The 19,950-nt window shown below is 41.0% G+C and carries 19 protein-coding genes; 12 read left to right on the top strand and 7 right to left on the bottom strand.

Translation table 11 applies throughout. The features are described 5' to 3' along the window. Positions 1-124 precede the first annotated feature (124 nt). Genes QL229_RS06000 through QL229_RS06010 form a run of 3 tightly spaced genes read left to right on the top strand, consistent with a single transcriptional unit; the run spans position 125 to position 2,269 of the window. The gene (locus QL229_RS06000) at positions 125-1,162 is read left to right on the top strand and encodes a nitronate monooxygenase (RefSeq protein WP_281546567.1); all 1,038 of its coding nucleotides are present in this window, start codon (positions 125-127) and stop codon (positions 1,160-1,162) included. Next, positions 1,159-1,725 carry a Crp/Fnr family transcriptional regulator gene (locus QL229_RS06005; RefSeq protein WP_281546568.1) on the top strand — a complete coding sequence of 189 codons (567 nt, stop codon included), beginning with the start codon at positions 1,159-1,161 and terminating at the stop codon, positions 1,723-1,725. Before QL229_RS06000 ends, QL229_RS06005 begins: the two co-directional genes overlap by 4 nt. A gap of 49 nt (positions 1,726-1,774) precedes the next feature. Further along, the gene (locus QL229_RS06010; protein ID WP_281546569.1) at positions 1,775-2,269 is read left to right on the top strand and encodes a YgjV family protein; all 495 of its coding nucleotides are present in this window, start codon (positions 1,775-1,777) and stop codon (positions 2,267-2,269) included. Positions 2,270-2,329: 60 nt separating this feature from the next. Here QL229_RS06010 and QL229_RS06015 read toward each other — a convergent pair whose 3' ends face one another. After that, positions 2,330-2,842: an NUDIX domain-containing protein gene (locus QL229_RS06015; RefSeq protein WP_135923651.1), complete on the bottom strand. Its 513-nt coding sequence runs from the start codon at positions 2,840-2,842 to the stop codon at positions 2,330-2,332. Positions 2,843-3,060: 218 nt separating this feature from the next. On the opposite strand from QL229_RS06015, the gene QL229_RS06020 reads away from it, so the two are divergent. The 5 genes from QL229_RS06020 to QL229_RS06040 are packed head-to-tail and all read left to right on the top strand — an operon-like array spanning position 3,061 to position 8,557. Continuing rightward, positions 3,061-4,401 carry a sigma-54 dependent transcriptional regulator gene (locus tag QL229_RS06020; RefSeq protein WP_135923652.1) on the top strand — a complete coding sequence of 447 codons (1,341 nt, stop codon included), beginning with the start codon at positions 3,061-3,063 and terminating at the stop codon, positions 4,399-4,401. Between the two features lie 12 nt (positions 4,402-4,413). Then, positions 4,414-4,623 (top strand): histidine kinase, encoded by a 210-nt coding sequence (locus tag QL229_RS06025; protein ID WP_135923653.1) that lies wholly within the window; start codon positions 4,414-4,416, stop codon positions 4,621-4,623. Positions 4,624-4,633: 10 nt separating this feature from the next. Continuing rightward, positions 4,634-6,118, top strand: coding sequence for a sensor histidine kinase (locus QL229_RS06030; protein ID WP_281546570.1), 1,485 nt, complete (start codon positions 4,634-4,636; stop codon positions 6,116-6,118). Then, positions 6,118-6,579, top strand: a complete 462-nt coding sequence (locus tag QL229_RS06035; protein WP_135923655.1) for a response regulator — start codon at positions 6,118-6,120, stop codon at positions 6,577-6,579. The genes QL229_RS06030 and QL229_RS06035 overlap by 1 nt, the downstream gene beginning before the upstream one ends. Positions 6,580-6,589: 10 nt before the next feature. Continuing rightward, complete coding sequence (locus tag QL229_RS06040; protein ID WP_281546571.1) at positions 6,590-8,557, top strand: response regulator; 1,968 nt, start codon at positions 6,590-6,592, stop codon at positions 8,555-8,557. Here QL229_RS06040 and QL229_RS06045 read toward each other — a convergent pair. The 3 genes from QL229_RS06045 to QL229_RS06055 are packed head-to-tail and all read right to left on the bottom strand — an operon-like array spanning position 8,544 to position 12,250. After that, positions 8,544-9,542, bottom strand: a complete 999-nt coding sequence (locus QL229_RS06045) for a LacI family DNA-binding transcriptional regulator (protein ID WP_135923657.1) — start codon at positions 9,540-9,542, stop codon at positions 8,544-8,546. The two genes, QL229_RS06040 and QL229_RS06045, sit on opposite strands and share 14 nt — an antisense overlap. A 23-nt stretch (positions 9,543-9,565) precedes the next feature. Continuing rightward, the gene (locus QL229_RS06050) at positions 9,566-10,897 is read right to left on the bottom strand and encodes a glycoside-pentoside-hexuronide (GPH):cation symporter (protein WP_281546572.1); all 1,332 of its coding nucleotides are present in this window, start codon (positions 10,895-10,897) and stop codon (positions 9,566-9,568) included. 24 nt (positions 10,898-10,921) lie between these two features. After that, positions 10,922-12,250: a GH1 family beta-glucosidase gene (locus tag QL229_RS06055; protein ID WP_281546573.1), complete on the bottom strand. Its 1,329-nt coding sequence runs from the start codon at positions 12,248-12,250 to the stop codon at positions 10,922-10,924. Between the two features lie 275 nt (positions 12,251-12,525). Here QL229_RS06055 and QL229_RS06060 point away from each other — a divergent pair, with 275 nt between their 5' ends. The 3 genes from QL229_RS06060 (at position 12,526) to QL229_RS06070 (ending at position 17,048) form a co-directional block, all read left to right on the top strand. After that, positions 12,526-13,743 (top strand): sugar MFS transporter, encoded by a 1,218-nt coding sequence (locus QL229_RS06060; protein ID WP_235381846.1) that lies wholly within the window; start codon positions 12,526-12,528, stop codon positions 13,741-13,743. A gap of 2 nt (positions 13,744-13,745) precedes the next feature. Next, positions 13,746-16,262, top strand: a complete 2,517-nt coding sequence (locus QL229_RS06065) for an exo 1,3/1,4-beta-D-glucan glucohydrolase (protein ID WP_281546574.1) — start codon at positions 13,746-13,748, stop codon at positions 16,260-16,262. Between the two features lie 174 nt (positions 16,263-16,436). Beyond that, the gene (locus tag QL229_RS06070) at positions 16,437-17,048 is read left to right on the top strand and encodes a fumarylacetoacetate hydrolase family protein (protein ID WP_135923662.1); all 612 of its coding nucleotides are present in this window, start codon (positions 16,437-16,439) and stop codon (positions 17,046-17,048) included. Here QL229_RS06070 and QL229_RS06075 read toward each other — a convergent pair. From QL229_RS06075 to QL229_RS06085, 3 genes are all read right to left on the bottom strand, one after another. Continuing rightward, positions 16,987-17,925, bottom strand: coding sequence for an ABC transporter substrate-binding protein (locus QL229_RS06075; protein ID WP_135923663.1), 939 nt, complete (start codon positions 17,923-17,925; stop codon positions 16,987-16,989). The two genes, QL229_RS06070 and QL229_RS06075, sit on opposite strands and share 62 nt — an antisense overlap. Positions 17,926-18,061: 136 nt before the next feature. After that, positions 18,062-19,114 carry an aldo/keto reductase gene (locus QL229_RS06080; protein WP_281546575.1) on the bottom strand — a complete coding sequence of 351 codons (1,053 nt, stop codon included), beginning with the start codon at positions 19,112-19,114 and terminating at the stop codon, positions 18,062-18,064. A 12-nt stretch (positions 19,115-19,126) separates the two neighbouring features. Further along, a complete protein-coding gene (locus QL229_RS06085) occupies positions 19,127-19,555 on the bottom strand; it encodes a thioesterase family protein (protein WP_135923665.1) in 429 nt (142 codons plus the stop codon). 153 nt (positions 19,556-19,708) lie between these two features. On the opposite strand from QL229_RS06085, the gene QL229_RS06090 reads away from it, so the two are divergent. Continuing rightward, a complete protein-coding gene (locus QL229_RS06090) occupies positions 19,709-19,918 on the top strand; it encodes a hypothetical protein (RefSeq protein ID WP_135923666.1) in 210 nt (69 codons plus the stop codon). Positions 19,919-19,950 lie beyond the last annotated feature (32 nt).

The raw sequence follows: 19,950 nt of genomic DNA on the forward strand, positions 1-19,950 counted from the left end.
TACCGACTTGCATTTGTTTTTATCTTATTGTTTTTTAATGTTTTAGTTATTTTTTTCTTTAGTGTTTTATTTGCTTTGATATGTAAAAACTGCAATAGGCTGCAAAACTTACAAGGAATACGTAATGATAAATTCTGTGTTAAATACCGAGCTGGCAATTATTCAAGCGCCGATGGCGGGTGTGCAAAATGCCAAATTGACAGTGGCTGTATGTGAAGCTGGGGGGCTTGGTTCGTTACCTTGCGCTATGCTTTCGACTGAGCAATTAAAGTCAGAGCTTGATTATATTAGTCAGCATACAGACAAACCCTATAATCTTAATTTCTTTTGTCATCATACACCTGACTATACACTGGAGCAGCAGACTGCTTGGCATAATGTGCTTGCACCTTATTTTGAGGAGTTTACTGTTGATGCCTCACAATTTACCCGTAACGCTTCACGCCAGCCTATTAATCAGCAGGTTATTGATGTAATTGCGCCTTATAAGCCGCCAGTTGTGAGCTTTCATTTTGGGTTGCCAAGTAAAGATATTCTTTCTCAAATTAAAGCGTGGGGCGGGGTCGTTCTTTCATCCGCCACAACCCTTGATGAAGCACATTGGTTACAAGCAAACGGTGCCGATGCAGTTATTGCACAAGGGATTGAGGCGGGCGGCCACCGCGGTCATTTTTTATCAATGGACTTATCGCTGCAACCAACCACAGTACAATTAGTGCGAGAGTGTGTAGAGCTTGATATACCCGTTATTGCTGCGGGTGGAATTTGCACAGCTGAAGATGTAGCCCAGTACCAAGCATTAGGTGTTACTGCGGTGCAGGTTGGGAGCGCTTACTTACTGTGTGAAGAAGCTACGACAAGCACATTACATCGTGAAGCATTAAAAACAGTTTCGCCAGATTCAACTGAATTGACGACTTTGTTTTCTGGTCGTCCGGCGCGAGGAATACGTAATCGAGTGATGCAACAGTTAGGAGCGATGCCAGAGCAAGCGCCACCTTTTCCTTATGCGTCAATTGCGATGACGGCATTGCGCTCAAAAGCGGAAGCAAATGGCGACAGTGGCTTTACGCCGCTTTGGTGTGGTGAGCGCTTTATTGCCAGAGAAGGCATTAACGCTAAGCAAATTACTGAATTATTAATGCAAGGTTGGCAATCTTGAGTGATACCCAATTACTTCCGCTAGGTGATAGTTATCATCAGCTTGCCAGTGAGTTTCGTCATAAGCTTGCTGGGCAATGCATAATTAAGCGTTATGCTAAAGGTGATGTTCTATTGCAACAAGGCAATCAACAAGATGCGGGTTATTTGATTGTTTCTGGCGTACTTGCGGCAATACATGCATCAGAGCTGGGCTCAGAAAAGTGCAAAGAGTTTTATTTTCAAGATGAGTTTGCACTGCTCTATGGCAACTGGTTGACCAAAACTAATGCGTTTTACCAGCTTAAAGTGATACGAGATGCTGAGCTTATTAAAGTACCTTTGGCTTTACTTGATGGCCCTGATTGGCAAGAATTAAAACATAGGTTAATTACTCAGCAGTTATTATTTAAGGAGGCAAAAGAAGCCTTTTTACTACTTAATACGCCAGAGCAAAGGTATCAGTATCTGCTGGATAATAAACCGCATTGGCTTTCGCAATTGAGTTTAAGTGAGGTTGCTATGTATTTAGGGATCTCAGCTATTTCTTTATCACGAATTAGAGGGCGTCTTAACTTAAGTTAAGGTGTGGCAAAACGGTGAACATTACACTGCTGGTTTTTCAGGAGTCGTTATGTTTATTTTATCCCAGTGCTTAGTTGCAATCGCTACATTACTCGATTTAGCATCTTTTCAATTTAGGCAAAGGCACGTTATTTTAGCCTGTTTGTTTAGTTCGGTATTACTCACATCAGTTCACTTTTTGCTACTTGATAATTTAAGTGCCGCAAGCTTAATGCTAATAGCGGCAGTGCGCTATGCATATTGTATTTTTGCTCGTAAAACCTGGGTGATGGTTACTTTTATGTTGGTAAGTATTACCGCTGTGAGCCTAACTTGGTATAACTGGGTAAGTTTTATTGCCTTAGTTGCAACTTTAATTCAAACCTACGCGTCGTTCCAAGGCAAAGACCTATCATTAAGGCTTATGATGGTTCTTGGTACACTGTGTTGGATAACACATAATGCGATCATGTATTCCCCAGTCGCAGTGGTAATGGAAACGGTATTTCTATTGAGTAATTTATTAGGAATATGGCGCTACTACGCTTCGCCTAAGGCTGTATAAGTATTAAAAGGCGTTAGCACGGTATAGTAAAATATACCGTGCTTTTATAGCAAAATAAGCTTAAAGCGTGTTGGCAATCAGCTTGAGTAAATAAGTTTCGCGCTGTATCGATAATCCCTGTTTATCACTCATTGCCATAGTTGTTTCATTGTGTGCTATGGCATCAAATATGTTTACCCATTTGGGTTGCATACCGTTTTGAACTTCGTAGTGTTCCATTTTTGGATCTGCAAATTCATCACTTATTTCACAAAAATAACAGTAAGATTTTATATGCACACAATCAAAATCATCTTTGTACCAAGGCCTGATCTCTTCGTATAAACCAAGGGGATGTTTAATCTTTATTTGTTGCGCGCCAGTTTCTTCATGAAGCTCTCTGAGTAGCCCTTGCTCGATAGATTCACCGTCATCGATACCACCGCCAGGTAAGCTGTAGTCATCATAACGGGCGGTATATAAAAGTAGTACTTGTTCACCTTTCAATACAATAGCTCGTGCTGTGTTGCGAATAAACACACTACCATACTGTTCACTTAAACTTGGGTGGAGTACTTTTTTTAATAACTTCATGTGCCATAAAACTTCTTGTATTTAATCAAATACAGCTTAATTTAATATTTGAGTTGTTACTATAGCGTGTAAATGATATTAGATTTATTTTTTTACCCCAAAATGGAACTTGTTGGGGTAAAATGCCGGAATAAATAACTGCATATGCACTCTATGTGTAGTATTTTCTTTTCAGAAAAACTTTGCGTAGAATGATGAAAAAAGCTTAGGGAATTAATATGTTGAATGTACTTTTGGTTGATGATGACAGTGAATTTAGTGATGTTGTTTGTCACATCGTTGAATTCCTTGGGCATAACATTAATACTGCTGCCAATCTTGCCGAAGCTGAGCAATGGTTTGAAAATAATACGTTTGACCACGTCTTTTTAGATTTTATGTTACCAGACGGCAGTGGTTTACACTTACTCGAACACCTAAAAAAAATAGGTCAATCTCCGCGAGTTACGCTTATTTCTGGTCACCCATCAGTAAAAGGTAAATTAGCCGAGATGTGTGAAGCTAATGTGGGGCATTTGGTAAAGCCGCTACAACGCGAAGACATTGAGCGTGTTTTAAACCCTAAAAAAGCGTCTGATAAGAAAAAGTCAGCACCTTCAATTAAGCGTCATTTTGGCACCTTAATCGGTGAGTCAGAAGTGATGAAAAAACTCTATACTATGATTGAGCGTGTGGCAGCAACATCAGCCAATGTGATGTTAATGGGCGAAAGTGGTGCCGGTAAAGAGGTTGTTGCGCAGGCTATTCATAACGCAACCGAGTGCGATGGTCCACTCGTGGCTACCAACTGCGGCGCATTTTCAAAAGAGCTGATTGGTAGCGAACTTTTCGGTCATGAAAAAGGCGCGTTTACAGGTGCGATAGCGCGTAAAGAGGGTGTGTTTGAACAAGCTGCTGGTGGTACGTTGTTTTTAGATGAAGTCACCGAAATGCCGATTGATATGCAGCCAAACTTATTACGTGTGCTTGAGAGCAAAAAAGTAACCCGAGTGGGCGGTACAAAAGAGCAAGCGGTGAATTGTAGGGTTATTTCTGCGACCAACCGTACTTTAACAGATCTTGCGCAAAACAATGTTATTCGTGAAGATATTTACTTTCGTTTAGCGGTATTCCCTATTGATATTCCACCGCTACGTGAGCGCAAAGAAGATATTCCACTGCTTGCGAATGCCTTTTTAGAACAACTCAATGAAGAAAATGGCACTGACTTTAAGTGGCAAGCAAGCCAGTTAAAAGAGCTTGAGGCTCATGATTGGCCTGGTAACGTGCGTGAGCTTCGCCATGCAATACATCGCGCTTTTATTATGAGCGATCCTAAAGGTACGGCAATTGTTTTACCTGAGTCATTAGAGTCTCCATTCTCGAAAGTAAATAAAGAAACACAAAACAACCAAGTAATGGCAGGACAAACCATTGAAGAGGTGGAAAAAGAACTGATCCACGCGACATTGGATAAAGTACAAGGAAATAAAACAATTGCTGCCCAGATGTTAGGGATCAGCACAAAAACACTCTACAACCGTTTAAATGCTTACGGAGGCATTGGCGAATACAAATAATAAAGGATAGCTATGAATAATGACGAGTCTTTACGTAAGTTAGTCCATGATGCACGCGCACCATTGAATCGTATTTCAATGAATGCAGAGCTAGTTAAGCTTGTATTAGAAAATGATATGCCAAAGCAAAAAGCACTTGATGCACTTGATAAAATAATTGCTAACTGCCAACAGTGTAGTGAGCAATTACAATTAATTAGTGATACCCACGCTAGTGAGTAACGGAAAGCAAATGCAAAGAAAAAAACAGAAGGGAAAAATCACCATTAGCTGGGCGAGCTTTATCGCTGTCGTGCTGTGCATTGTGGTTGCAAACGCTATATTAGCTATTAATAGTATTCGCTCATTAACTGAGATCCAGAGCAGTCTAGATAATACCAACTCTCTAAATACAGCTATTGAACGATTACACTTGTCTGTTGTTCAAGCTGAGTCAGGGCAGCGTGGCTATTTGCTTACTGATCGTGAGGATTACTTAATGCCATACAATGATGCAATTGCCTCAATGCAAGCACAAATAATGCTGGTGAAAAGTCTTCATTCGGAAATACCGGGACAAGCTGATCGTATCGCAAGGATGATTTATTTAGTCAATGATAAAGTTGCTGTGATGACCAAAACCACAGATCTTGCATTGGCTAATAAAGATATAAAAGCCCGCCAATTGTTACTTACAGATAAAGGACGCGATTTATACAAAGAGATACGCACAGCCGTTGATGAAATCCAGATGCGGGAGCTTAATTTTAAAATAGAGTTATTTTCTGAGCTTTTAGAAATTAAGAACGAAGCAAAGTTAACTTTTGCAATTACTGCTGTTACAAGTACCTTATTGCTGATCGGTATGTTTGTTTTAACACGCATTAACGCTCGTAATGCAGCAAAATATAGAGCTGATCTAGAAGAACAGAATGAAAATTTAGCTGTAAAAGTAGCAGAGCGTACTCAAGAGCTAACCATCTATTCAGATGAATTAAGTCGTTCTAACAGAGAGTTGGAAGAGTTTGCCTTTGTAGCAAGCCACGACTTACAAGAGCCGCTGAGAAAAATTCAAGCATTTAGCGACCGTCTAGAAAAAATGTTTAAGGATGATCTCGGCGAAAAAGGCATTGATTATATTAACCGTATGAAAAATGCGGCGCAGCGTATGTCTAACCTTATTAATGACTTACTTGAGTTTTCTCGAGTTACTACGCGTGGCAAAGACTTTGTAGATACCGATTTAAATAACGTTGTAAATGAGGTATTAGATGACCTTGAGATCGCTATTAAAGAGTCAGAATCAACTGTTAATTTAGAGCCACTTCCTCATATTCAGGCTGATCCGAGCCAAATGTTGCAGCTATTTTTAAATATTCTTTCGAATGCCATTAAATTTAGACGCGAGAATGTGCCGCCAGTCATAAACATTAATTACCAGCGAACTCAAGAGTTTAGCCAAGCTCATAATAGCGAGGTCGAGTGGGAGATCATTACTATTTCGGATAACGGTATTGGTTTTTCTGAAGAGTACCTAGAAAAAATATTTGTTCCGTTTCAGCGTTTACACGGGCGTTCACAATATAAAGGCACAGGTATTGGCCTATCGGTTTGTCGACGAATTGTAGAGCGTCACGGTGGCGAAATTTTTGCGAGTAGTCGCGTAGGTGAAGGTGCAAGCTTTACTATTAAATTACCTGTGGAAACATCCCTTTTCACATTACAAGGAGAGGCATAATGCCATTTAATAAAGTTAAACCAATTACCATTTTAATGGCCGATGATGATGAAGATGATCGTTTATTAACACAAGATGCTCTAGCTGAGAGCCGTGTTTTAAACGAGTTATATTTTGTTGAAGATGGCGTGGAACTACTTGAGTACCTTGAACGCAAAGGTAAGTTTAGCGAAAAAGAAAGTTCACCAAGGCCTGGCTTGATCTTACTAGATTTAAATATGCCACGAATGGATGGCCGTGAGGCGTTACAAGCAATCAAGACAAACCCTAATTTAAAAGGCATTCCGGTTGTGATTTTAACTACATCAAAGCAAGAAGAAGATATGGTTAAAGGTTACGATTTAGGGGCGGCTTCTTACATTACAAAACCGGTCACTTTTGAGGGATTAGTTGAGCTGATGAAGACGCTTGGTAAGTATTGGGTTGAATTTGTAGAGCTGCCAACACCACTCAATGATTAAAGGATAATACATGTTAGATAAGGTAACCCGCTTACTCTTGGTTGAAGACGATGAAGATGATTATATTCTCACTTGTGATTACTTGGAGCAATTGGGTTCCCATACCTTTGATGTAGAATGGTTAAGCTGCCCCGAACAAGCCATTAGTGTACTGAGCGAAAACAAACATGATATTTGTTTGTTAGATTATCGTTTAGGTGCCTCTGATGGCTTAGAAGTGCTCAAACGGGCTGTTGCAAACGGTTTTCGTGGGCCGATTATCATGCTTACGGGGCAATCAGATGAAGCCCTTGATTCTGCGGCACTTGATGCTGGTGCGGTTGATTACCTCGTAAAAAGCGAGATGAATTCAAGCCGCTTTGCCCGTGCTATTCGTTACGCCTTAGCTCGCCGAGATGTTGAAGATGAGCGAGTTGAACGATTAAAAGCGGAAGCAGAAAATCGTTCTAAAGACCGCTTCTTGGCACATTTGAGCCATGAGTTACGTACACCGCTTTCATCCATTTTGGGTTACACCGAGCTGCTAATGCAGAGCGAAAAGAATCGGCATTTAAATAATGAACTTGGGGTCATTTATAGAAATGGCAAACACTTGCTAAGTTTACTTAATGATGTGCTCGACTTATCGAAAATTGCCGCCGATAAACTTGAACTAAATTGCAGTGATGTTAATTTTGATAGCCTTATGGCTGATGTGTATACCTTAATGCGCGTCTCAGCCTTGGATAAAGGCTTAAAACTCAAATTTGAGTCACAGCAAGCCTTGCCATTGATTATAAATACAGATGCCACACGGCTAAGACAAATTTTAATCAATATTATCAATAATGCGATTAAGTTTACCAATCAAGGCGAGATAGTCGTGCGCGCATGGACTGCTTGGGTCAATGAGCGAGAAATGCTATTTTTCAGTATCAAGGACACAGGCCTTGGTATTCCTCATGAAAAGCAGGCACTGATTTTTAAACCCTTTGAACAGATTGCCGATGTTGAGTCGAGGGATGTAGGTGGTGCAGGCCTTGGTCTTGCGATTTGCGCCGAATTATTAGCTCGTATGCAAGGCTCAATTGAGCTTGAATCAACCTTAGGGGAAGGGTCTGAATTTATCTTATCTATATACCCTGGCAATATTCGTGAGGTTGAACGACAGGTATTGAGTTTCGATTCAAGCCCTGATTGTCAGCAAAAGTTAAGTACACTTTCAACTTCAGGGAGAGTGTTGGTTGTTGATGATTTAAAAGACCTACGAGTTCTCGTTGGACACATGATCACTAGCACTGGGGCAGATGTAGAGTTTGCTGAAAATGGTAAGCAGGCTATCGAGAAAGTGGCCAGTGCAGAGCAAGCAGGCAAACCTTTCGATATTGTGTTTATTGATTTACATATGCCGGTTATGGGTGGCAAAGAAGCCACCATTGAGCTTAGGAAAATGGACTATCAGGGGCCTATCATCGCGCTTACTGCCGCAACAATGAAAGGTGTAAAAAGTGAGCTTAGTGCGCTTGGTTTTAATGACATGATAGCCAAACCTGTTGATACTGGATTACTTTATCAAGTGCTCAATCATTATATTTGCCAAGGTAAAATAGAACCTGTTGTTGCTCGGGAGGATTCCCTCGCATTGACTCAGCAAAGTACACGTTATTTATTGGTTGAAGATGATGGTGATGCCGCACAAATAACCCAGCTATTACTTGAAAGTTTGGGGGTTGAAACCGTCATTGCCGATAGTTGTGCTGCTTGTATGGATATTCTTCACGATGATCAACGCTTTGATAAAGTGCTGTTAGACATGCACTTGCCAGACGGTGAAGGTCTTGATTTGGCAGCTAAAATTAACCAAGAGTATGCGGGGTTAGCTTTAGTGGTAGTGAGTGGTGCTGAGCCTGATCCTGAAAAAATGAAACAGCTTGATATTGAACAAGTGCTATTAAAACCTATTAATTTAGGGATACTCAGCGAGCTTATAACGCACTGATAGAGTGCCTAACTATAAGCTCTGGTTCAAATAAAGTCTGTAATGACGGGGTTTGCTTTTGATAAACCTGATTCAGGATCCAGTTAGCCGCCATTCTGCCCATTTCTTCAATCGGGTAGTTTATGGTACTCAGTTGAGGGTAAACATGGCGAGTAAAAAACACATTATCGTATCCCATAATAGATAACTGTTTAGGGAGTGTAAGCCCTAATTTTCTTGCACTTGCCATAGCGCCAACAGCCATTTCATCGTTGGCACAAATTAAAGCACTAAATGGTTTGCCATGTTGATGCAATGCCGCAAGCCCTTCAAAGCCACTCGATTCCATGAAGTCACCTTGATATAGCAACTCTTCATCAAAAGGAACACCAAACTCAGCAAGCGCTTGCTTGTGACCTTCTAAACGGTCTTTGGCGTCTTGCTTCCATAATGGGCCACTAATATATGCTATCTGCTTGTGGCCTTTTTCTAATACATATTTGGCAGCAAGGTAACCGCCTTTTATATTGTTAAGTAGTATACAACGATCACTTAGCTGACTAATGTAGCGGTTGATCAGAACAAATGGAATACGGCCTTTACTAAGTTTAATTAGGTACTCATCACTAACAGCTTCTACGTGTAAAATAAGCCCATCACAATTGCGGCTTATTAAAAACTCAATACCTTGTTTTTCGCGTTCTTCATCACTATGGCCAGCTGCAATAATGAGGTGTTTGCCTTGATTTCGAAAAATGTTTTCAATACCACTCATCATTGGGCCATAAAATGGACCTTGTAATTCAGAGACCAGTAAGCCAACACTGTTTGAGCAATTTGATGCCAATGACTGTGCAATTGAGTTGGGGCGATAGCCTAACTCACTCATTGCAGCTGTCACTTTTTTACGAGTAGCGTCACTGACATTGGCATTGTTATTCATTACTCTTGAAACTGTAGCAAGTGAGACTCCTGCAAGTTTCGACACCTCGTAAATGGTGGCCATGTTTGTCCTTTTAAAAAACCAAGTTATTGTTTATGTTGCGATGATAAGTCTGCACTAATCTGCTCAACAGTTTGATTATCAAGAATATACATTTTCATGATAAATGCGACAAGCATACTACCTATTGCTGGGTAAAGGGTAAATGAAATCAAAATACCTGATAATGTTGTCTCGCTAAGCTCTGCGTTAGCCTCATAGCCATAAAAAGCCAATAGCCAGCCCGCAATTGCTCCACCTAGCGCCAACCCTAACTTAATGAAAAACACCACACTAGCATATACTAATCCTGTTAAGCGCTCGCCAGTTTTCCATTGCCCGTAATCGATGGTATCAGCCATTTTAGCCCAAAGTAGCGGGGTTGCCATTTGGGTGAAAAAGCACCAAAAGAAATAGATAACAAATGCCAACACAATCTGCTCGCTAGGCAACCAAAATGCAATACAGCTGATAACAGCAGAAATATATTGTAAGCGTATGTATGCTGTTTTCTTGTCTACTCGCTTGCTTAGAGGGTTAGCACATGCACATCCAAGGATATTGCCTATCATGCCAATGGTTACAAAGTAGGTCACCAAATCAGCCTCGCCAAGTACATACTTAACATAGTAAATTGCTAAGGTAGTACGCAAAACCATACTGGTTAGTAGCATTACTGCGGCAAAACACAGTACTTTAAAAGGACTATTTTGCCATAATGTATTGAAACGATTTTTCCAACTAAGCGAAGCATTGTTGTGTGCTGAAACTCGTTCTGTAGTGTAGCGAAAACAAATTAAAAATAGCACCACACCTAAGCCGCTCATCAGTGCCATTGTTAGCTGATAGCCCGTCGCGTTATCACCTTTGCCTAGCCAGTTAACTAGGGGCAAAGTACATGCACTCACAATTAACCCACCCAGCATACCAAAGACAAAACGGTATGATTGAATTGATACTCGCTCTTTCGGATCGCTACTTAACACGCCACCTAACGCTGAATAGGGAATATTAATAGCGGTGTAGACCAGCATCAACAAAGTGTAAGTAACAAACGCATAAACTACTTTGCCTGATTCAGGTAGGTCAGGGGTGGTAAAGGTGATCATACTGATCACCCCAAATGGTAAGGCAAGCCAAAGCAAGTAAGGGCGGTAGCTTCCCCACTTAGTGCGGGTCGCATCGGTTAGAGCCCCCATTAATGGATCGGTAATAGCATCGACAACTCTCACCACCAAAAATAAGGTGCCGACAACAGCAGGCGATATACCAAAAATATCTGTATAGAAAAACGTTAAGAATAACATCACTGTTTGAAAGATAATGTTACTTGCTGTATCGCCTAATCCGTAGGCTATCTTTTCTTTTTTTGTCAGCATGTGTGCTCTCGTGTGTTGTTATTTTTATCGTTGTCTTAATAATTCACGATATTGTTTTGCGCTTTCTTTCAAAATACGCTGCTGGCTATCATAGTCAATATACACTAACCCAAAGCGTTTCTCGTAGCCATACGCCCACTCAAAGTTGTCCATTAAGCTCCAAGCAAAGTAACCTTGAATATTAACGCCTTGACGAATTGCTGCACAAACTGCATTTAAATGAGTGTGATAATAATCGACTCGCTCAACATCATACACTTCACCATTGTTGAGTGTATCAGCCATAGCTGCCCCATTCTCAGTTATGTACATTTTAGGCAAATCGTATTGCTGGTGCAGTGATACAAGCAGTTCAGTTAAGCCTTGCGGATAAACCTCCCAGCCCATATCGGTTACACGTACATTGGCTAAACTTGCTTCTTCAAACCAGCCATCTGGGGTGTTTTTGTAGTGTATGCGGGTATAATAATTAACACCAATAAAGTCGACTGCTTGGCTAATAATCGCCATGTCGTCAGCAAGTATTGTAGGTTTAACTTCGTCTGCTAACTGATCAAATAGCGGAGGATAGCATCCGTCTAGTACGGCTTTTATATACCATTGATTATGATACTGATCAGCAAGCTCTGCGGCTTTGCTATCGGCAGCAGTTAGCGGATAAGTAGGGCTGAAGTTTAGCACGATACCGGCTTCTGTATTTGGGCAGTTTTCACGTAAAACCTGCATAGCTAGGCCATGGGCAAGTAATAGGTGATGAGCTGCTTGTCGGCCTGCCAGTTGTGATTTTACACCTGGTGCATGCACACCTACTTCGTAACCTAAATAAGCACTACAGAATGGCTCGTTTAAAGTTGCAAATGAGTCTACAAGATGACCGAGATGTTCAGTAACTAGCTCAGTATATTCTCTAAATTTGTAAGCTGTATCACGGTTTAACCAACCACCTTGATCTTCAAGATACTGAGGTAAATCCCAGTGATATAAAGTGACGTAGGTTTTGATGTTGCGCGCTTTTAAAGCCGTTAGCAACTCAAGATAAAATGCCATACCTTGTTTGTTTGCAGTCCCATCTTGATTCATGACTCTTGGCCAAGAAATTGATAAACGGTAAGCATCGACGGCTAAATCGGCAATCATTTCGACGTCTTTTTGCCAGTGAGCTATGTGTTCACAAGCGTTGTCGCCATTACTTTGATCTGCAATAGCTCCTGGTTTTTCACAAAATGTGTCCCAAATACAATCAAGTCGAGTGTCGCGGGCGCCTTCGATTTGAAATGACGCTGTCGCTACACCAAAAGTGAATTCAGGTTTAAGCAAAAACGAATCAGGCAAAAGAGAAATAGATTTATACACTGAAGAGTCATCCTTCGCATTGATAATGTAAGGCTGCCAAAGGCATAGACAGTCTATCTGTAAGCGCTTACATTTTTATTGTAAATAAATTGCTAATTATATTTAATATGATATAAATGTAAGCGCTTACATTTGATGTTGCAACATTTTTCGCTATTTGTTGTTAGTAGTTTAGTTCTGGATATGCTGTAACAAACTGATAAATATAATTAACTAGAGATAAAATTATGGCTCATGTATCAACGCCTGTTGCGGCTTCAGCTAGCCAAGCTGATATGCCTAAGCAACACTTTGCACTGGCATCATTGACCACGTTATTTTTCATGTGGGGGTTCATAACGTGTTTGAATGATATTTTAATCCCTTACTTAAAAGGTATGTTTTCGCTTAACTACACGCAAGCCATGTTGGTGCAGTTTTGCTTTTTTGGTGCTTATTTTGTGATGTCTATCCCCGCGGGTAAATTGGTCAGCCGTATTGGTTACCAGTTTGGTATTGTTGTGGGCTTGGTGGTTGCCGCCATTGGTTGTGCCTTGTTTTATCCTGCTGCAGTAGCACATGTTTACGAATTATTTTTACTAGCATTATTCGTGCTTGCATCGGGTATTACTATTTTACAAGTATCTGCAAACCCTTACGTGAGTGTCCTTGGCCCACAAAAAACCGCGTCATCTCGATTAACGATGACACAAGCTTTCAACTCACTTGGTACTACCGTCGCTCCTATCTTTGGTGGTTGGCTAATTTTATCTGAAGTCAGTCATGCAACCGCAGAGCAAGTAAAGTTACCTTATTTGTTACTGTCATTAAGCTTATTAGTTCTTGCCGTTATTTTTGCTTTTTTAAAGCTGCCTAAACTAGGTAGAGAAAGTGATAATGAAGCTGCACATCAAGACTTAGAAGATTTTGTTGACTTAGGCAGTGTGTGGAAATACCGCCATTTAATTTTAGGTGCAGTAGGTATTTTTGTTTATGTGGGTGCTGAAGTTGCTATTGGTAGTTTTTTAGTTGGTTTTTTAACTTTAGATAATATTGCTGGTTTAGCTGAAAAAGAAGCCGCTCACTATATTAGTTATTATTTTGCCGGTGCGATGGTTGGCCGTTTTATTGGCGCTGCTGTGATGCAAAAATTTGATGCGGGCAAAGTGCTTGCGTGTCATGGCTTACTTGCTGTGGTGTTAATTGTGATCGCAATGACAGGTGAAGGCAGCCTGGCTATGTGGGCGATTCTTTTAGTTGGGCTTTGTAACTCAATTATGTTCCCAACTATTTTTAGCCTTGCGCTTCATGGCCTAGGTAAATACACCTCAAAAGGTTCTGGTATTTTGTGCTTAGCGATTGTTGGTGGCGCAATTATTCCATTATTGCAAGGTGTTATGGCTGATGCTATTGGCGTGCAACTGGCGCTCTTTCTACCTATCGCATGCTACCTATACATTACTTATTTTGCGCTAGTTGGCTCAAAAGTATCAACTCAGACTTCAAAGGTGTAAATATGAAATTGAAAAATACATTCACCCTCGGCTCTTTAATGATTGCAAGTATGGGGCTGTTAGGTTGTGCTGAGCAAGAAGTAACAGTTAAAGAAAAAGTGAAGCAAGAAATCTGGCCACATATTGAAACCGGGATCGCTGAAGACCCTGAGCTTGAAGCTAAGATTGCGAAGATGTTAGCCGGTATGACGCTTGAGCAAAAAATTGCACAAATGATCCAACCTGAAATTCGCGATATTACCGTTGAAGATATGCGTAAATACGGGTTTGGTTCTTACCTTAATGGTGGTGGTGCATTCCCTAATAACGACAAACATGCCAAGGCTTCTGATTGGATTGATTTGGCTGAAAAAATGTATCAAGCCTCAATTGATGACTCATTAGATGGCAGCAAAATTCCAACTATGTGGGGCACCGATGCAGTACATGGTCACAACAATGTGATTGGCGCTACATTATTCCCTCATAACATTGGTTTAGGGGCAACAAATAACCCTGAGCTAATTGAGAAAATTGCAGCCGCTACAGCACAAGAAGTAATGGTGACGGGCATTGATTGGGTGTTTGCACCAACAGTCGCCGTTGTTCGTGACGATCGTTGGGGCCGTACTTACGAAGGCTACTCTGAAGACCCTGAAATCGTTAAAGCTTATTCAGCAGCCATCGTAAAAGGCTTACAAGGAGCTGTTGATAAAGATTTTCTGTCTGATAAACGCGTGATCAGTACTGTTAAACACTTTTTAGGTGATGGCGGTACAGAAGGGGGCGATGACCAAGGTAATAACACCGCGTCTGAACAAGAGTTATTCGAAATTCATGCACAAGGCTATGTTGGTGGTTTAGGTGCAGGTGCACAAACCGTGATGGCGTCATTTAACAGCTGGAATGGCGAGAAAATTCACGGTAGTAAATACCTACTTACTGATGTGCTAAAAGGTAAAATGGGCTTTGATGGCTTTGTCGTCGGCGATTGGAATGGTCACGGTCAAATTCCTGGTTGTAACAATGCAGATTGTGCGCAAGCTGCAAATGCAGGCCTTGATGTGTATATGGTTCCAACAGATGCATGGAAACCATTATATGAAAACTTAATTAAGCAGGTTAAGAACGGCGAAATTGCGCAAAGTCGTATTGATGATGCGGTTACCCGTATTCTTCGTGTAAAAATGCGTGCAGGCTTATTTGATAAGCCAAGCCCTGCTAAGCGCCCGCTTTCTGGTAAAACAGAGATCATTGGCAGTGCAGAGCATCGCGAAGTTGCAAAACAAGCGGTACGTGAATCACTGGTTCTTCTGAAAAATAAACAGCAGCTGTTACCATTATCACCAAAAGCCAATGTACTAGTTGCTGGTTTAGGTGCAGATAATATTGGTATGCAGTCAGGTGGTTGGACTATCACATGGCAGGGGACAGGCAATGACAATAGTGACTTCCCTGGTGGTACTTCAATTTTTGATGGTATTAAAAAGACCGTTGAGCAAGCCGGTGGCCAAGTTCAGTATGATCTAAATGGCGAATTTGAAACTAAGCCAGATGTAGCGATTGTCGTGTTTGGTGAGCAGCCATATGCTGAAGGTAATGGTGATTTAGATAACCTTGAATATCAGCGTGGTAATAAAACAGATCTAGCCCTACTTAAAAAGCTAAAAGAAGCGGGTATTCCTGTGGTATCGCTATTTATTAGTGGTCGCCCAATGTGGGTGAATGCAGAGCTAAATGCCAGTGATGCGTTTGTTGCAACTTGGCTGCCAGGTAGTGAAGGTGACGCCATAAGCGATGTGCTTTTTAAAAATGCAGATGGTTCAATCAATCATGACTTTAAAGGTAAGCTGTCATTCTCATGGCCAAATGATCCAATCGGCAATCAAAACCGTGGCGATAAAGATTACGCACCACTTCTGCCATACGGCTTTGGTTTAACATATGAAGATGAGAATACCCTAGCTGACAATCTTGATGAAACTTCTCAGGTGACAAGTGAACTTGAAGATCTAGTAATGTTTGAGCGAGCAATTAAGTCGCCTTGGTCACTTCAGTTGCAAAGTGGCAGTGAATTGCAAGCAATGACGAGTAGTCGAGCTGCTGTAAATGCAGTAAGTGTAAAAACCTTTGATAAAGACGTACAAGAAGATGCTCGTGCCATTAGTTTTAACGGTAAAGAGCCTGCATCAGTGCGTTTAGTGGCTGCGTTTCCGTCAGATTTACGCTCGTACGTTGAGAAAAATGGTCAACTTGAGATGTTAATTAAAGTGGATAAAGCGGCTGATGCTCCTTTAATGTTAGGTATGCAATGTGGTGAAAACTGTGAAGGCCAGTTTGATATTCGCGAGCGACTAGCAGACACGGCCGAATGGCAAACTATTTCTGTAAATTTAGCTTGTTTTGCAGATAAAGGTGTCAATCTAGCGCAGGTATTTTCGCCTTGGCAGTTGGCAACCGACGGAGCATGGCAGGTGTCGATTGCTCATTTAAGCGTTGGTGTGACCGATAACCAAGAATTGACGAATACTTGTAAGTAACAACTCCTCCCTTACGTCCTTTTGGTTAACAGGTAACATACTGCCTGTTAACCACTTTCTCTTTATCAAGAGCTTTACTCTGCTAGATAGTTTAGTACTGTTGTCTTTCATCTTCAGTTAGAATTACTCAATGATATACGTGTTTGCCTAAGTTTTACTAAAAAGGATCTGGTTATGCATTCAGTAAAATTAGCCTCTGAAGAATTTACACCGAGTAAGATTGTCTGCGTTGGACGCAATTACGCCGAGCATATTGCCGAGCTAAATAATGAAACTCCTACCAGCATGGTATTGTTTGTGAAACCTAATAGTGCAATTTCGCAACAGCTCCATGCCGAGCATAATGGTGAAGCTCTACATTATGAAACTGAGCTTTGCTTTCTGATAAAAAATAAACAGTTGGCTGGAGTTGGATTAGGTCTCGATTTAACTAAGCGCTCGTTACAAAGCGCATTAAAAGAAAAGGGATTACCTTGGGAGCGTGCAAAAGCCTTTAATGGCGCAGCGCTATTTACTGAGTTTGTTAGTTGTGATGAAGCTTTGGCGTATCAATTTAATTTGCAAATAGATGGTAAGGAAGTGCAGTTTGGTGATACTCAGCTAATGCTGCATGATGCACAGCAAATTTTATCCGAAATTAGTGAGTTCATGGATTTAGAAGATGGTGACATCATCATGACCGGCACCCCTAAAGGTGTAGGTAAGGTAACCTCAGGCGCTATATTTAAGGTGACTTTGCAGGCGGCTGAGCAGACTCTTTTGAGCCATCAGTGGCAATCACGTTAAGCGGCTCTAAAATATAACGCTGATAATGTGACGAAAACTCAGGAAAGCTTTGCTCTAGCCAAATGCGTTGGCTAAGTTGATATTTTTCATCAGCCAAAATCTTATTTTTTAGTACAGTGTTTATTTTTGCTAAAACTTTTTCGGCGTAATTGTTTGGTGCACTAGATGAGCAACCTATTGCACCGAATATCTTATTTTTTTCAGGGATATTTACGGCCAATTTTTGAATATTCTTTTGGTTTTTCTGATTGTAGTAATCAGCAACAAAAGGGTATTCAATGGTGTAATCAATATAGCCATGCTCAAGCTGGGAAAGCAGTGCGTAATTAGCATTACTACCAGTACTACTTAGTGCAGCACTCTCGTAGAGCTTTGTATTAATTGCAATAGTGTCTATCAGGTTACCGAACTTACGAGCATCATTTTGACCATAAATGAAGTTGGCATCGGTCAGTAAAGAAATTAATGAGACTGGGTTGCCGTGTTTTTGCGTAATCTTTACTGCGGTGTCAGGGGTACTTAAAACACTAAATGGAGGATAGACCGTCGTTGGAATCGAGTAGGTTGCGCGATTGGTCTTTTCCTCACGGTGGATCATACAGGCATAACACGCCATATGGCCTTCATCGAGGTATTTACTGCCTCTTTTTTGCGGCAACATCACCTTGGTGTGTTTAATCTCTGGTAAGGCTTCAATCAACATATCGGTGATTTCGTTGCACAAGCCGCCATACGGGTTAGCTTGGCTTTTCTCTATATAGAATGGTTTACCATCATTTTCAAGCCAAGTAATTGAAAGTTGTTCTGAGGCACAAGTGATTGGGGTAAGCAATATACCAGTAACAATGCATAATACTTGTTTTACGTATTTACTCATCGATAACCCAAATACTAAAGTACTGTTAATAACTATACACTAAAGTATGGATAAATTTGTAGATAAAACTTTAAAACAATAAATAAGTGCTAGTGAGTCTACTGAAGGTAGACTCACTAATATTTTAGAAGATAGCTTAGAATGGCATCGGATAGCGGTTAAATACGTCAGCGATTTTATCGTTAGCTTCATCGCTTAATGGCACCGAGAAAGCATCGATATTTTCTTTTAACTGCGCCATCGATGTTGCACCAATAATCGTTGAACTCACACCATCTACTTGATTACACCAAGCAAGCGCGAGCTGTGAAGGCGTTAAATTAAAGGCGTTAGCAATTTCAACATATTCAGCAATTGCAGCTTGCGATTGTGCTGTGTCTCTAAATAGGCCATTACGTTGTACTAGCGTCCAGCGGCTACCTTCTGGGCGCGCACCATTTAAGTACTTACCACTTAACATGCCACCACCCAGCGGTGACCATGGTAGGTAAGCAATATCTTCATGAATACATTGCTCAATCAAATACGGCCAATCTTTGGCATGCAACAAACTAAACTCGTTTTGAATTGATACCATACGCGGAAGGTTATGTTGTTCGCTTAAACGCAGGTACTGGCTAATGCCCCACGGAGTATCATCAGATAAACCACAGTGTTTAATTTTACCTGCTTTTACACAATCATTCAGACCTTCGAGGATATCTAACATGCCAGCGATATTTTGCTCGGTGTCAGCCTCCGAGAAGCGCACTTTACCTGGCCACTGTTTACCAAAGTGTGGCGAAGTACGATTAGGCCAATGTAACTGGTATAAATCGATAACATCAGTTTGTAAGCGTTTGAGTGAAGCATCAACAGCTTCAACTACTGCCTGGCGAGTAATGTCGCCCGCATCGCGTACCCAAGGCAAACCGTTACCTGCAATTTTAGTGGCAATAACAAGGTTATCGCGTTTGTCTTTGTTACGAGCTAACCAGTTACCGATGATCTGTTCTGTTTTACCATAGGTGTCAGGAGAAGGTGGCACTGCATACATTTCTGCAGTATCGATAAAGTTAACGCCTTTATCTAATGCATAGGCGATTTGTTCATCGGCATCGGCTTGGTTGTTTTGCATACCCCATGTCATGCTACCTAAGCAAACACGAGATACATCAATACCACTTCGACCAAGTGGGCTATAAAGCATAATAGATCCTTGTTAATCGCTAGAATGGGCTTTAAGTGCAGCTAATAACTCATCATTTAACTGCGCTTTTTTACCCGTTTTAAAATTAAACATTACCACTTGTGATGAACCAATGGTTGTTACAGCATCTTGGCTTTCACTAAATACAGTGTAATGCATCATAAAACGATCTTGTTCAATGTCACTAATCTTAACACCAACATGCACCGTATCAGGAAATGTTACCGGGCGTTTATAGCGAGCATTGTTTTCGCTGATCACCGGGCCAACACCTGTTACTTGTAAATCTTTAAGAAAACCTAATTGAGTAAAAAAATCGATACGGGCTGTTTCGAAGTAGCGAAAATACACTACATTGTTGACGTGTTGCAGGGCATCCATTTCACCCCATGCAACATTGATTTTTGTTCTGATAGGGTGTTGTTCTATAAACGATTGCATATTAAATCTTCATTGATTGTGAGATAACTTAGGTTAGCAATATGCAGCTTTTAGCTCAAGGTAATTAGAAAGCTCAGTATATTGTGCTAGATTTATAAGTTCACGCTTACGTAAAGTGTGCACTGGTTTAACACACATTGAAGGATCTTAATTATGCAGCAACTCACTTTGAAAGCGGCTAAGTGGATCGCTCTTTTCATCCTCCTTGCGCTCGCTCTGCTGTGTTACAGCATGGGCACAATGTCAGGATTCATCGTCTTAATTGGTGTAGGGTTGCTACTTGAGGCGGCATTCTGGCTGTTTGGAGCACGGCTTGTTAGCCGGAAAAAATCATCACAGCAAACAAACGAGCAAACAAGTTAAATTACCTAGCTTGCACATTCGGGTCGTTTAAA

It is taken from the genome of Pseudoalteromonas sp. PAR1, assembly GCF_947311895.1.
GTDB classification, from domain to species: domain Bacteria; phylum Pseudomonadota; class Gammaproteobacteria; order Enterobacterales; family Alteromonadaceae; genus Pseudoalteromonas; species Pseudoalteromonas lipolytica_C.

Excerpts from the sequence above, each read along its gene's own strand:
- QL229_RS06050 (WP_281546572.1), bottom strand. The coding sequence starts at position 10,897 with ATGCTGACAAAAAAAGAAAAGATAGCCTACGGATTAGGCGATACAGCA.
- QL229_RS06030 (WP_281546570.1), top strand. The coding sequence starts at position 4,634 with ATGCAAAGAAAAAAACAGAAGGGAAAAATCACCATTAGCTGGGCGAGC.
- QL229_RS06020 (WP_135923652.1), top strand. The coding sequence starts at position 3,061 with ATGTTGAATGTACTTTTGGTTGATGATGACAGTGAATTTAGTGATGTT.
- QL229_RS06065 (WP_281546574.1), top strand. The coding sequence starts at position 13,746 with ATGAAATTGAAAAATACATTCACCCTCGGCTCTTTAATGATTGCAAGT.
- QL229_RS06040 (WP_281546571.1), top strand. The coding sequence starts at position 6,590 with ATGTTAGATAAGGTAACCCGCTTACTCTTGGTTGAAGACGATGAAGAT.
- QL229_RS06035 (WP_135923655.1), top strand. The coding sequence starts at position 6,118 with ATGCCATTTAATAAAGTTAAACCAATTACCATTTTAATGGCCGATGAT.
- QL229_RS06015 (WP_135923651.1), bottom strand. The coding sequence starts at position 2,842 with ATGAAGTTATTAAAAAAAGTACTCCACCCAAGTTTAAGTGAACAGTAT.
- QL229_RS06070 (WP_135923662.1), top strand. The coding sequence starts at position 16,437 with ATGCATTCAGTAAAATTAGCCTCTGAAGAATTTACACCGAGTAAGATT.
- QL229_RS06075 (WP_135923663.1), bottom strand. The coding sequence starts at position 17,925 with ATGAGTAAATACGTAAAACAAGTATTATGCATTGTTACTGGTATATTG.
- QL229_RS06010 (WP_281546569.1), top strand. The coding sequence starts at position 1,775 with ATGTTTATTTTATCCCAGTGCTTAGTTGCAATCGCTACATTACTCGAT.
- QL229_RS06090 (WP_135923666.1), top strand. The coding sequence starts at position 19,709 with ATGCAGCAACTCACTTTGAAAGCGGCTAAGTGGATCGCTCTTTTCATC.
- QL229_RS06085 (WP_135923665.1), bottom strand. The coding sequence starts at position 19,555 with ATGCAATCGTTTATAGAACAACACCCTATCAGAACAAAAATCAATGTT.
- QL229_RS06045 (WP_135923657.1), bottom strand. The coding sequence starts at position 9,542 with ATGGCCACCATTTACGAGGTGTCGAAACTTGCAGGAGTCTCACTTGCT.
- QL229_RS06025 (WP_135923653.1), top strand. The coding sequence starts at position 4,414 with ATGAATAATGACGAGTCTTTACGTAAGTTAGTCCATGATGCACGCGCA.
- QL229_RS06080 (WP_281546575.1), bottom strand. The coding sequence starts at position 19,114 with ATGCTTTATAGCCCACTTGGTCGAAGTGGTATTGATGTATCTCGTGTT.
- QL229_RS06060 (WP_235381846.1), top strand. The coding sequence starts at position 12,526 with ATGCCTAAGCAACACTTTGCACTGGCATCATTGACCACGTTATTTTTC.
- QL229_RS06000 (WP_281546567.1), top strand. The coding sequence starts at position 125 with ATGATAAATTCTGTGTTAAATACCGAGCTGGCAATTATTCAAGCGCCG.